This window comes from Aequorivita aurantiaca (assembly GCF_030410135.1).
Taxonomy (GTDB): Bacteria; Bacteroidota; Bacteroidia; order Flavobacteriales; family Flavobacteriaceae; genus Aequorivita; species Aequorivita aurantiaca.
Genome location: NZ_JAUGQQ010000001.1, coordinates 237,098 through 249,589, shown reverse-complemented (window position 1 = coordinate 249,589; position 12,492 = coordinate 237,098). Strand labels below are relative to the sequence as shown.

General features: G+C 38.4%; 11 protein-coding genes and 1 tRNA gene. 6 read left to right on the top strand and 6 right to left on the bottom strand.

From position 1 onward, the window contains the following. Positions 1-4 precede the first annotated feature (4 nt). The 4 genes from kbl (at position 5) to QRD02_RS01195 (ending at position 6,362) form a co-directional block, all read left to right on the top strand. On the top strand, positions 5-1,201 hold the full coding sequence (gene kbl, locus QRD02_RS01210) for a glycine C-acetyltransferase (protein WP_290253070.1): 1,197 nt from the start codon (positions 5-7) through the stop codon (positions 1,199-1,201). A gap of 125 nt (positions 1,202-1,326) precedes the next feature. Next, on the top strand, positions 1,327-2,718 hold the full coding sequence (locus QRD02_RS01205; protein WP_290253069.1) for an OmpA family protein: 1,392 nt from the start codon (positions 1,327-1,329) through the stop codon (positions 2,716-2,718). 75 nt (positions 2,719-2,793) lie between these two features. Continuing rightward, on the top strand, positions 2,794-5,526 hold the full coding sequence (locus tag QRD02_RS01200; RefSeq protein WP_290253068.1) for a PD-(D/E)XK nuclease family protein: 2,733 nt from the start codon (positions 2,794-2,796) through the stop codon (positions 5,524-5,526). Continuing rightward, on the top strand, positions 5,523-6,362 hold the full coding sequence (locus QRD02_RS01195) for an alpha/beta hydrolase family protein (protein WP_290253067.1): 840 nt from the start codon (positions 5,523-5,525) through the stop codon (positions 6,360-6,362). The genes QRD02_RS01200 and QRD02_RS01195 overlap by 4 nt, the downstream gene beginning before the upstream one ends. Before the next feature lie 32 nt (positions 6,363-6,394). On the opposite strand, the gene QRD02_RS01190 is transcribed toward QRD02_RS01195, so the two are convergent. Continuing rightward, a tRNA-Ala gene (locus QRD02_RS01190) sits at positions 6,395-6,468 on the bottom strand. Positions 6,469-6,753: 285 nt separating this feature from the next. Then, on the bottom strand, positions 6,754-7,389 hold the full coding sequence (locus QRD02_RS01185) for a 2OG-Fe(II) oxygenase (protein WP_290253066.1): 636 nt from the start codon (positions 7,387-7,389) through the stop codon (positions 6,754-6,756). Positions 7,390-7,535: 146 nt separating this feature from the next. Between QRD02_RS01185 and QRD02_RS01180 the strand changes: the two genes are divergently transcribed. Further along, positions 7,536-7,985, top strand: coding sequence for a 6-pyruvoyl trahydropterin synthase family protein (locus QRD02_RS01180; protein ID WP_290253065.1), 450 nt, complete (start codon positions 7,536-7,538; stop codon positions 7,983-7,985). Positions 7,986-8,011: 26 nt separating this feature from the next. Next, the gene (locus QRD02_RS01175) at positions 8,012-8,770 is read left to right on the top strand and encodes a UDP-2,3-diacylglucosamine diphosphatase (protein ID WP_290253064.1); all 759 of its coding nucleotides are present in this window, start codon (positions 8,012-8,014) and stop codon (positions 8,768-8,770) included. 49 nt (positions 8,771-8,819) lie between these two features. Here QRD02_RS01175 and recJ read toward each other — a convergent pair whose 3' ends face one another. From recJ to QRD02_RS01155, 4 genes are all read right to left on the bottom strand, one after another. Beyond that, a complete protein-coding gene (recJ, locus tag QRD02_RS01170; protein WP_290253479.1) occupies positions 8,820-10,511 on the bottom strand; it encodes a single-stranded-DNA-specific exonuclease RecJ in 1,692 nt (563 codons plus the stop codon). 176 nt (positions 10,512-10,687) lie between these two features. Then, on the bottom strand, positions 10,688-11,443 hold the full coding sequence (locus QRD02_RS01165) for a hypothetical protein (protein WP_290253063.1): 756 nt from the start codon (positions 11,441-11,443) through the stop codon (positions 10,688-10,690). A gap of 16 nt (positions 11,444-11,459) precedes the next feature. Further along, complete coding sequence (gene rsmI / locus QRD02_RS01160; RefSeq protein WP_290253062.1) at positions 11,460-12,131, bottom strand: 16S rRNA (cytidine(1402)-2'-O)-methyltransferase; 672 nt, start codon at positions 12,129-12,131, stop codon at positions 11,460-11,462. A gap of 3 nt (positions 12,132-12,134) precedes the next feature. Then, positions 12,135-12,491 carry a DoxX family protein gene (locus tag QRD02_RS01155; RefSeq protein ID WP_290253061.1) on the bottom strand — a complete coding sequence of 119 codons (357 nt, stop codon included), beginning with the start codon at positions 12,489-12,491 and terminating at the stop codon, positions 12,135-12,137. Position 12,492: the final 1 nt, after the last annotated feature.

Genomic DNA, 12,492 nt, shown 5'->3' with positions numbered 1-12,492 from the left:
AAAAATGTACGGAAAAATTAAAGATCATTTACAGGCCGAACTTCAAGAGATAAAAGAAAATGGCCTTTACAAAAGAGAACGAATTATTACATCGCCACAGGATGCCGAAATCACTATCAGCACTGGCCAAAAGGTAATAAATTTTTGTGCCAACAATTATTTGGGGCTATCCTCACATAAAGATGTAATTCAAGCGGCCAAAGACGCAATGGATTCCCATGGATTTGGAATGTCCTCCGTTCGATTTATTTGTGGCACCCAGGACATCCACAAACAACTGGAAAGCAAAATAGCGGAATTTTACGGTACCGAGGATACAATACTTTATGCTGCATGTTTTGATGCTAACGGTGGAGTTTTTGAACCGTTATTGGGTGAGGAAGATGCTATCATTTCCGACTCACTCAACCACGCCTCTATAATAGATGGTGTCCGTCTTTGCAAGGCCGCAAGATATCGTTATGAAAACAGCAATATGGAGGACTTGGAAAAGCAGCTTATAGCAGCAAATGATAAAGGAGCACGCTTTAAAATAATAGTTACCGATGGCGTATTTTCAATGGACGGCCTTGTAGCGCCATTGGATAAAATATGTGATCTAGCCGAAAAGTATGACGCTTTGGTAATGATTGATGAATGCCATGCCACAGGCTTTATTGGCGAAACGGGACGCGGCACTCTTGAAGAAAAGAATGTAATGGGAAGAATAGACATTATAACCGGAACATTAGGAAAAGCTTTGGGTGGCGCAATGGGCGGCTATACAACCGGGAAAAAGGAGATTATTGATATGCTTCGCCAACGCTCGCGGCCATATTTATTTTCGAATTCATTGGCGCCTGCAATTGTTGGCGCATCTATAAAAGTGTTTGATATGTTATCAAAAGACACGTCACTTCGAGACAAATTAGCTGAAAACACGGCCTATTTTAAAAAGGGAATAAAAGAATCAGGATTCGATATAATCGATGGAGATTCAGCAATTGTGCCCGTTATGTTATATGACGCTCAGCTTTCACAGCAAATGGCAGACATGCTTTTGGAAGAGGGCATATACGTAATTGGCTTCTTCTTTCCAGTTGTACCAAAAGGAAAAGCTAGAATCAGGGTACAACTGTCTTCAGCACACACCAGAGAGCATTTAGACAAAGCAATAAATGCTTTCATTAAAGTTGGAAAAAAACTGGAGATTATAGTTTAGTAAATCCTTTATTTCCGTACCAAGAGCAACCATTTTAGGAAAATTTTATTAGATTTGCTTTTGTTTATAATATTTAACAACTTACTTTTGCTCTTAATTAACACTTAAAAATTAAACAATCGAATATGAAACATCTTAACAGATTATTAGTTGCTGCTGTCCTATTCCTAGGAATTGGAATAGCGAACGCGCAAGACGAAAACAATCCTTGGGCTGTGGAGGTTGGTATGAACGCTGTTGACGTTTATTCAGCTGGACTGAACGAGGATCAAGTACGTATCCCAGCTGGTGCTAGAGGGGATATCTTTGATGAGTATTTTAATGCCAACGACCACTGGAACATTCTTCCTTCCGTTTCAAGAATTGCACTTAGCAGATATATTGGAAGTGGTTTTGTATTTACTGCCGCAGGTTCTATCAACAGAATCGATCGTTTAGGAGATATTCCTGCAGACGATCTTAGTTATTACGGAGTAGATGGTGAAGTTAAATACAGCTTCCGAAATGCTTTAGGCGGTAGCTGGTTTGATCCATCTATCGGTATTGGTGGTGGTTATACTTGGGTTGATGACATCGGCTTCGGAACTGCAAACGCACTTGTTGGTGTTAAATTTTGGTTCAACGATTACTTAGCCCTTAATCTTCAATCTACTTTCAAGAATGCATTTGAGGATTCTTATGGAATTACTCATTTCCAACATTCTGCTGGTATTGTTTTCCAATTTGGTGGGAAGGATACAGACGGTGATGGAATCTATGATAAAGATGACGAATGTCCAGAAACTCCAGGTTTAGCTGAATTTAACGGTTGTCCTGATACAGATGGTGATGGCATCGAAGATAGAAACGATGCGTGTCCAAACACTCCAGGTTTAGCCGAATTCAATGGTTGTCCTGATACTGACGGTGATGGTATCCCTGATCCACAAGATGAGTGTCCTACAGTTGCTGGCTTGGCTGCACTAAATGGCTGCCCAGATGCTGACGGTGATGGAATTGCCGATAAAGATGATGCTTGTCCAAATGAGGCAGGTCCAAAAGAAAACAATGGTTGTCCTTGGCCAGATAGAGATGGCGATGGCGTTATCGATAAAGACGATCAGTGTCCTGATGTTGCCGGTACAGTAGCAAACAACGGATGTCCAGAATTGACTGTTGAGGTTATGAAAGCGTTGAATGACTATGCTAAAACAATCTTGTTTGACACTGGTAAAACAACTCTTAAACCAGCTTCTTTGAAAGTATTGGATAATGTTGTGGCTATTCTAAAAGAATACTCTAACGCACGTTTCCATATTGATGGACACACTGACAGTGTAGGAAGTGAGGCGAACAACCAAAAACTTTCAGAAGGTAGAGCTGCCTCTGTTGTAAATTACTTAATTGAAAACGGAATTGCTTCTAACCGTTTAGTAGCAAGAGGATTTGGTGAATCTAAACCAATTGCTCCAAACACTACTAAAGAAGGACGTACTACTAACCGTAGAACTGAAATCAATTTGATTCCTAGAAATTAGTCGCAGGATCAAATTCCATAAATAAGTTTGAAAAAGCCTTCCAATTTGGAAGGCTTTTTCTAATTTTAGGCAGATATGAAAAGTTTTCTCGAAGAAGTTATTTCGACAATCAGTAAATCAAACAGTAATATTTTTGATTATATCCTCATCCTCCCCAGCAAAAGAGCCGGGAGTTTCCTAAGAAACATTCTTAAAAATAATGCGACCCAAACTTCCTTCGCTCCCATAATTCTCAGTATAGAGGAATTTGTTGAAGATTTATCCAATCTGAAAATTATTGATAATACTGAGCTACTATTTAAGAGTTACAACGCATATCTGAAAACCGCCTCTTTCAACGAAAAGGAGGATTTTGAAAGCTATTCTTCCTGGGCCGGCACTCTTTTAAATGATTTCAACGAGATCGATCGATATTTAATAAATGATAATGCCTTTTTCCGTTATCTCACCAGTATAAAAACATTGGAAAGATGGGGTGTTCAAGATTCCCAGACGGAACTTATAAATAATTATTTACAATTCTGGAATGGGCTACCTGAGTTTTTTCAAAACCTACAATCACTTCTATTGAAGGAAAAACTTGCTTATCAGGGATTGGCATATAGAGTCGCTGCATCTAATGTTGAAAATTATGCTCATTTCAACCGAAATCAAAAACATGTCTTTATAGGGTTTAACGCACTAAATACTGCGGAACAATCCATTATCCAAGAATTACTAAAAAATGAAAATAACCAAGTTCTATGGGATACTGATGCATACTTTTATGAGGATCAAAACCACAGTGCCTCATATTTTATTAGGAAATACCTAAAAGAATGGAAGTATTTTAGAAATGATGCGCCAATTGTTATTGCTAATAATTATAAAAATCCGAAAAGCTTTAACCTGATAGAGGTACAAAAAAACATTAGTCAAGCTAAATATGTGGGTCAATTGCTAGAAAACATATCTGAAGACGAACTTAAAAAAACAGCTATTGTTTTAGGCGATGAAAATTTATTGATGCCAATCTTATATTCACTGCCCAAAAACATTAAAAGTCTGAATGTCACCATGGGTATATCCATAAAAAATTTTCCAGCGGTAAATTTTTTCGAATTGCTTTTCAATATCCATCTACAAAGCACTACAACATATTATTACAAAGAGATAATATCAATTTTGAATCATCCGTTGGGAGTTTTAGTAGTTCCCAATGCAAGTGAAATTGTAAATACTATAATCAGCCAAAACCTCACCCATCTTTCATTGGAAGACCTGCTCAAATTTGCTGATATAAATTCCCATCATGTTGTGTTATTGTTGTTTGACAATTGGAATGACGATAGCGCAATCGCAATAAAAAACACGTTATTATTGATTGATACAATTCAGAGAAATCATCCATCACAATCCATTGAAAGTGAAGTTTTCTTCCAATTAAAAAATGTATTTGAAAAGATTGAAGCCTTAAACCAAAAATATCCGCACCTCAAATCCGTGAGAAGCGTTTTACGACTTTTTACCGAATTGGCCGCCACAACATCATTGGATATGGAAGGTGATGCTTACGAAGGGCTCCAAATTATGGGGGTGTTGGAAACTCGTGTTCTCGATTTTGAAAACGTCATAATTACGTCGGTTAATGAAGGCATATTTCCTTCCGGAAAATCCAACGCATCCTTTATCACCTATGACTTAAAACAACATTTCAATCTCCCCACTTTTTCTGAAAAGGATGCGATTTACACCTATCATTTTTACAGACTTTTACATCGCGCCAAAAATATCACGCTACTTTATAATAACCAACCAGATGGTCTGAATGCTGGCGAAAAAAGCAGGTTTATCAGACAATTGGAAGTTGAAAAACATCCTAATCATACTATTGATAAAAAAATAATATCACCAACGGTTCAAATAGAACCGAAGCAATTAAAGCAAATTATAAAAACTGAAGACGTAATGAACAGGCTGCAAGACATTGCCGCCAAAGGTTTTTCGCCTTCTTCCCTCACTAGTTACATTCGCAACCCGATTGACTTTTATTTTCAAAAAATTCTAAGACTTAATGAATTGGAAGAAGTGGAAGAAACTGTGGCTTACAACACATTGGGAACCATCGTGCATGATGCCTTGGAAACTTTTTATCAACCTTTGTGCGGGGTTGCGCTCACTGTTCATCACCTTTCGGCGATGAAGCAACGTATTCACGATGAAATTACGCGTCAATTCAAAAAAACCTTTCGGGGAGGAGTTTTTAACAAAGGGAAAAATTTAATAATTTTTGAAGTTGCAAAACGATATATCTCTAATTTTATCGACAGGGAAATAGCTGAAGTAACCGCGGGAAATATAATTAAGATACTTCAAATTGAAACTCCCCTCGTAATGGATCTCCCAATCCCAGAGTTGGAATTCCCGGTCAGAATTCACGGAAAAGTAGATAGGGTGGATGAATATAATGGACAATTGAGAATAATAGATTTCAAAACGGGATCCGTCAGTCAGGCCGATGTTGAAATAATAAATTGGAAAGATATAAACTTAGATTATAAATTCAGTAAGTCATTTCAAGTTTTGACTTATGCATTAATGATGAATGAAAAATCACCCCTTCTCAATGCAGAGGCGGGAATTATTTCCTTTAAAAATTTAGGCAGTGGTTTTTTAAAATTCGGTGTGAAGGAAAAGGCGGGAAACCGTAATAAATCCCAAATAATCACAAATGAAACTTTGGAGAATTTCACTGTCGAACTGAAGAAATTAATTCGGGAAATCTGTGATCCAAACATTCCTTTCATCGAAAAAGAAATTATACAATGATAATTAAAAAAAATAAAATACTTACTGCCTCAAGGAAGCGGCCAATTTTATATGATGTTTTTCACAAGCAGACAGAAACGCCGCAGCCACTGGTTATTTTTTGTCACGGGTACAAGGGCTTCAAAGATTGGGGCGCTTGGCAATTGGTGGCCGAAACTTTTGCAAATGCCGGATTTTGTTTCGTAAAATTTAATTTTTCGCACAATGGCGGTACGATAGAAAATCCCATTGATTTTCCAGATTTGGATGCTTTTGCGGAAAATAATTTTAGTTTGGAGCTAGACGATTTGGATAGGATTTTAAACTTAATTAAAACGGGAAGTGAAAATTTCCCAAAGGAGATTTCAACAATTTCACTGATTGGCCACAGTCGCGGCGGCGGAATCGTTTTAATTAAAGCTGAAGAGGACGCGCGAATAAATAAAGTAGTTACGTGGGCGAGCATTAGCGATTTTAAACCGAGATTTGCGGAAGGGACTGAGGAATTTGAATCTTGGAAGAAAACAGGCGTTACGTATGTTCAAAACAGTAGAACGAAACAAATGCTTCCGCATAACTTTCAGTTTTATACCAATTTTATAGAAAACGAAGAACGTTTTTCAATCAAACGGGCTGTTCAGAATTTGAAAATTCCACAGCTTATTTTGCACGGAAGCGAAGATAAAACGGTTTCTGAAAAGGAAGCACAGGCATTAAATTCCTGGAATTTGCATAGTGAATTGTCGCTTATTGAGGGCGCTGACCATGTCTTTGGGGCCCGACATCCGTGGGAGGAAAATGCCTTGCCAAGTGATCTAGAAAAGGTGGTGGAAAGAACAATAGCCTTTTTAAAATAAAAAAACCACCCGTAATAAACGGATGGTTTTCGTGGAGAATATCGGAGTCGAACCGATGACCTCTTGCATGCCATGCAAGCGCTCTAGCCAGCTGAGCTAATCCCCCAAAGCTGATTTAGGTTGCGAAAATAGTAAATTTTTTTATAACTCTGCTGAATCACAAAGTGAAAATTAGATACTTTTGCCCGAAATATATACTATGGAATGGTTAGAATTTATTGGCGGCCCTGGGCTTTTTCTCATTTTGGCCATTTTGGTAATTGTTGTTGTGGCGTACAAGAAAATAAAGAATAAGTAAAAATCTTTCTTTTTTTGAAGCATTTGATATATATGGCGAGGATTACAAAATTTGTCTTTAGCGGTTACTTGACCTACAGGTATAAATAATAATCTATCGGGTTTTCAACCAGCCTGTAATGCTAAACCTTTCCGACGCTTTTACAACTTTCACTTCGTGCTCCAAAACCTGGCTTTCGAAGATTACCAATCTTCCGGGTAAGGGCAAAATGTTCAATGCTTCTTTTTCAGTGTAAATGGTAAGTTCACCTCCATTTTCGCGTAGCCAATTATCTTCGTTCAAATAGCAAACAATGGAAAGTTTCCGCCGGTCATCATTCTGAAAAGTATCTAAATGACGCTTATAATACGTACCCGTTGGATATACGGCGTAATGAAATTCTTTGTGCAGAATTCCCAAAAAGCAGGTTTTGTTTAAATAATTTACGAGCTCATTAATTTTTCCGAAGAAAATCCTTTCAGCCTCATTGGCATTTGCTTCGTCCATCCAAAGAATAAAATCGCCCCGAATGCTTTTGTCAATTTCCTCATTCGTACGGTTGCCGATTGCCGATTTTTTGAAACGGTCCGCATCGTATTTTGCCATAAGTGAATGTCGCAAAACCTCCACTTCTTCCGAAGAAAAAAAATCGTTCACAATGCTGAATTGCTGCTGCAGCAAATCGTCAATTATGGTTTCAAACAATGGATTTTCAACAAATTCTAACTGTTCAAAAAGTTCTTCGGTCATTTTTCGGTTCTATAAAAAAGTGGGTAAATATACTTCGGAAATGGGTTCGCGTAACAAGTGGTTATAAAAGTTAACTTGTATTTTACAAAAAGTATCAGGGAAGCGCGCTAGAAGAAAATCGTATCTTTGAAGCTGAAATTCTTGCTATGAAACAAATACGAATTACCAAAATCTTTTCTTTTGAAACCGGCCACGCACTTTATGGCTATGACGGCAAATGCAGAAATGTGCACGGACACAGCTACAAACTTTTCGTAACCGTAATTGGTTCGCCTATTGAAGATACCAATCATGTTAAATATGGGATGGTGATTGATTTTAGCGATCTTAAAAAAATAGTTAAGGAAGAAGTGGTTGATGTGTTTGACCACGCAACGGTTTTCAACAAAAATACGCCGCATTTCGAACTGGCAAAGGAATTGAGTGACCGCGGCCACAGCGTGCTTTTGGTAGATTATCAGCCAACCAGTGAAATGATGGTAATTGATTTTTCCGAAAAAATAAAGACGCGTCTTCCACAGAACATTTCGTTGCATTCCCTACGTTTACAGGAAACGGACAGCAGCTATGCAGAGTGGTTTGCGGCGGATAATTAAACCGAATCACTTCCCTATCTTTGAATATGCAGATTTCGCAAAACAAAAAAATATACTTCTCCAGCGACAACCATCTTGGTGCGCCCACTCCAGCCGAAAGCCTTCCGCGTGAAAGAATTTTTGTGAAATGGCTGGACAGCATTAAGCACGATGCCGAAGTTATTTTTCTTCTCGGAGACCTTTTCGATTTTTGGTTTGAATACAAAACCGTGGTGCCGAAGGGATTTGTTCGGGTTTTGGGAAAACTTGCCGAGCTTCGTGACAGCGGCATTCAAATCCATTTTTTTGTGGGAAACCACGATTTGTGGATGCACGATTATTTTGATAAAGAACTGAATATTCCCGTGTATCACGACCCAAAGGAGTTTGTATTCAACAACAAACATTTCTTAATTGGTCACGGTGATGGAAAAGGTCCGGGCGATAAAGGCTATAAAAGAATGAAGAAAGTGTTTACAAACCCGTTTTCAAAATGGCTTTTCCGTTGGTTGCACCCGGATATTGGCGTTCGTATAGCCCAGCATCTTTCCGTAAAAAATAAGTTGATTTCTGGCGACGAGGACAAGCAGTTTTTAGGTGAGGAGAATGAATGGCTGGCACAATATTCCAAAAGAAAATTGGAAAGCAAGCATTATGATTATTTCATTTTCGGTCACCGCCATTTGCCAATGGAAATAAAAGTGGGCGAAAATTCAACCTATTTTAATTTGGGAGATTGGATAAACCATTACACATATGGTGTTTTCGACGGCGAAAGATTTGAGCTGAAAAATTTTCCACAATAAGCATAACACCCTTTACTGACCACTGCGTACTGAAAACTGATTACTGAAATTACTCCATAATATCTTTCAAACGAAGCTGCAAACTCACATTTCCTTGCCATTCGTTTTCATCGATACAATAGGCAGCTTTAAATGGTTTACCACCACAGGCTATATCTTGTTTTTCCGCCAAACCGAAACCAAGACCTGTAAAAAGGTTGGAATTTCCTTGCTTCACCACAACGCGCAGATGCTTTTTGTCTTCGCCCACACATTTTCCCCAGCCAGTGTCCATTAGGTTTTGCGTCATAAACGTTGGTGTCATATTTCCCGGGCCGAAGGGCGCGAATTGTTTTAATATTCGATAGAACTTGGGGGTAATATCGGCCAGATTTATTTCGGTATCTATGCTAATCTCGGGTGTGAGCAAATGCGGATCGATAGTTTCCGAAACCACGCGTTCAAATTCATTTTTAAAGTTTTCAAAATCCTTTTCGAACATGGTCAACCCTGCGGCATACATATGTCCGCCAAATTGCTCAATGTGGTCGGCACAACTTTCCAGCGCATTGTAAACATCAAAACCTTTCACGGAACGAGCGGAAGCGGCAAGCTTTTCGCCACTTTTTGTGAAAACCAAGGTTGGGCGATAATACGTTTCCGTCAAGCGGGAAGCCACGATACCAATTACGCCTTTGTGCCAGTTTTCTTGATAAACTACGGTGGTCATCCGTTTTTCCTCCTTATTTTGAATTATTTGCTGAAGGGCTTCTTCCGTAATTTGTTTGTCGGCATCCCTTCGGTCGGTATTGAATGTTTCAATTTCGGAAGCATACTTTTCCGCTTTTTCAGCATCAGTTTCGGTGAGCAAAGTAACGGCGTGATTGCCGTGCTTCATTCTTCCGGCGGCGTTGATGCGCGGCGCGATTATAAATACCACATCCGTAATGGTTAGCGTTTCCTTTTTTACTTGTTTCAAAATCGCTTGAAATCCTGTACGAGGATTGCTATTTATTACCTTCAAACCATAATAGGCTAGAATTCTATTTTCGCCGGTTATGGGTACGATATCAGCAGCAATGGCCGTTGCTACCAAATCCAAATACAGCAATAAATCTTCAATTTGAAGTCCTCTTTTTTCAGCCAACGCTTGTATCAATTTAAACCCAACACCGCATCCACAAAGCTCTTTGTAAGGATATTCGCAATCTTCCCTTTTTGGATCGAGAACGGCAATTGCATTTGGAATTTCCTTTCCCGGACGGTGATGGTCGCAAATTATAAAATCAATGTTTTTTTCGGAAGCGTATGCTACTTTTTCAATGGCTTTTATGCCGCAATCCAATGCAATTATTAGTGAAAAACCGTTGTCCTCGGCATAATCGATTCCTTTGTATGAAACGCCGTAACCCTCGTCATATCTGTCGGGAATATAGGTTGAAATATTTGGATAATAGCTTTTCAAATAGGAAGAAAGCAGCGCGACGCTTGTGGTTCCATCCACATCGTAATCGCCGTATATTAAAATATTTTCTTCGGAAGCGATTGCGTTTTCAATTCGGGAAACTGCTTTGTCCATATCCTTCATTAAATATGGATCGTGCAAATCTTCCAAATTTGGGCGGAAGAATTTTTCGGCTTCCTCAAAACTTTCCACGCCGCGTTGTACTAATAGTGATGCAATTGAAGGTTCAACCTTTAATGCTCTTGCAAGTAAACGCACTTTTTCGTGATCGGGTTTTGGTTTTAGGGTCCAACGCATGTTCTGTAAAAATTCCAATTTTTTAAATTCCAAATTCCAAAATTTGGGATGATTTTGAATATTAAAAGTAAGGGGAGAGTTGTAAAATTACGAAATCTATTTGTATTATGTTTTACAGAAGTGAGCAATACCTTGAGAAGCAAAGAGGGAGCAACGGAAAAATATATATTAAAATATTAGCGCGAATTTTCCTGTATATAGAATTCATAAAAGCTCGCATCTAATGGATAATGGTCGAACTTTATAAAAATACTGGATGATCCATAAGTAGCATAACTTTCTCTGGGCCGAAAACCTTGTAAATTATTAATTTCTATGGCCATATATCGGTCTTCTTCGAAATCATATACTTGTAAATCTGTGGTGCCATAATTGTCCCCAAGACTATATAATCTGTGTTCATTTATAAACCTTGGTTCATTTGCAAACCAATACACTTCTCTATTAGTTGTGTTAATAACTAGATAACCCTCACCTTCATAAAATTGCTGATTTATTAAAATGAAGTTTTTGTATGAGCTAACAAACGTATATGAAGAAGAATTCTTTACATCGGGTGAAATATAATTCATTACAATAACCTCTTCATTTTGGTTTTTTGGGAAGAATAAATAGCATTCATTTTTTTTGTAGAAAATATCAGGAAATCTTTTTTGAACTGCTTTTTCCAATGAATCACTATTCTTTGTTTTCTCGAATTTTATAAAGTCTTCGGCTTTTCGTTTTTCAAAATCGCTTTCGTTTGTTTTTTGAAGGTGTACTTTAAAACCATCTAGCCGTGCAACTCCATATAATAAGCCGGGGGAACATTCTGGTTTTTCCGAACTTTCGGTTTCTTTTGAAACCTCAAAATTAATTGTGCAATTATTGGAATCAGGTTTTTTACAAGCATACAAAAACGCTATTATTATAAAAGATAGAAATTGTTTCATTTGAATTAAGGATTTTTTATTTCTTCCCAGCAACGACAACCACAATCTCCCCCTTCGGCGGCTTGTTTTCAAAATGCTTTAAAACTTCTTCGGCAGTGCCACGAACGGTTTCTTCGTGTAGTTTTGTCAATTCCCGCGAAATGGAAACTTGTCTATCCGCACCAAAGAATTCTACAAACTGTGCGAGTGTTTTCAGCAGTTTGTGCGGGGATTCATAAAAAATAATGGTTCGGGTTTCTTCCATTAAAAGTTCGAGTCGGGTTTGTCTACCTTTTTTCACAGGAAGAAATCCTTCAAAAACAAATTTATCATTCGGGAAACCACTGTTTACCAGTGCTGGCACAAAAGCCGTGGCGCCGGGAAGACAATCCACTTCAATTCCTGCATCCACGCATGCACGGGTCAATAAAAATCCCGGATCGCTGATTGCCGGCGTACCGGCATCACTAATCAATGCAATGTTTTCACCATTTTGGATTCGTTTTACAATTCCTTCCACGGTTTTGTGTTCGTTGTGCATGTGGTGGGAATGCATTTGGGTGCCGATTTCGAAATGCTTCAAAAGTTTTCCGCTGTTTCGAGTGTCTTCGGCGAGAATTAAATCTACTTCCTTCAACACTTCCACGGCGCGAAAGGTCATATCCTTTAAATTGCCAATGGGCGTAGGCACCAAATAGAGTTTTCCCATAATTTATGGACGCACTTTTTTTCCGAAGAAATAGGAAACGAGTAAAAAAACGATGCCCAACAATGGAAGTGTGATTCCAGGATCACCAAGGCGGTAGTGCGCCATGCAAGCCAACGCCATATCGAAAAATAGTCCGGCATACGCCCATTCCATGACCCATTTTGGCTTTCGCACTAAAATGAAAAGAATTGCCAGAATTTTTGCAATTGCCATTGGGATCACCAAATAAGTGGGATACTGATAATCTTGATATGTACCTTCAATAACGGCGGTATCGAATAAATAAGTGGTGGCAGAATACAAAAATAAGGCACTTAAAAGTGCCGTAGCTATCCAATAGATGGTGTTTTGGATTTTCATA

What these genes read in the sequence shown, in the direction of transcription:
- QRD02_RS01155 (WP_290253061.1), bottom strand. Translation starts at nt 12,491, where the DNA reads ATGAAAATCCAAAACACCATCTATTGGATAGCTACGGCACTTTTAAGT.
- recJ (WP_290253479.1), bottom strand. Translation starts at nt 10,511, where the DNA reads ATGCGTTGGACCCTAAAACCAAAACCCGATCACGAAAAAGTGCGTTTA.
- QRD02_RS01175 (WP_290253064.1), top strand. Translation starts at nt 8,012, where the DNA reads ATGCAGATTTCGCAAAACAAAAAAATATACTTCTCCAGCGACAACCAT.
- kbl (WP_290253070.1), top strand. Translation starts at nt 5, where the DNA reads ATGTACGGAAAAATTAAAGATCATTTACAGGCCGAACTTCAAGAGATA.
- QRD02_RS01165 (WP_290253063.1), bottom strand. Translation starts at nt 11,443, where the DNA reads ATGAAACAATTTCTATCTTTTATAATAATAGCGTTTTTGTATGCTTGT.
- rsmI (WP_290253062.1), bottom strand. Translation starts at nt 12,131, where the DNA reads ATGGGAAAACTCTATTTGGTGCCTACGCCCATTGGCAATTTAAAGGAT.
- QRD02_RS01185 (WP_290253066.1), bottom strand. Translation starts at nt 7,389, where the DNA reads ATGACCGAAGAACTTTTTGAACAGTTAGAATTTGTTGAAAATCCATTG.
- QRD02_RS01195 (WP_290253067.1), top strand. Translation starts at nt 5,523, where the DNA reads ATGATAATTAAAAAAAATAAAATACTTACTGCCTCAAGGAAGCGGCCA.
- QRD02_RS01200 (WP_290253068.1), top strand. Translation starts at nt 2,794, where the DNA reads ATGAAAAGTTTTCTCGAAGAAGTTATTTCGACAATCAGTAAATCAAAC.
- QRD02_RS01180 (WP_290253065.1), top strand. Translation starts at nt 7,536, where the DNA reads ATGAAACAAATACGAATTACCAAAATCTTTTCTTTTGAAACCGGCCAC.
- QRD02_RS01205 (WP_290253069.1), top strand. Translation starts at nt 1,327, where the DNA reads ATGAAACATCTTAACAGATTATTAGTTGCTGCTGTCCTATTCCTAGGA.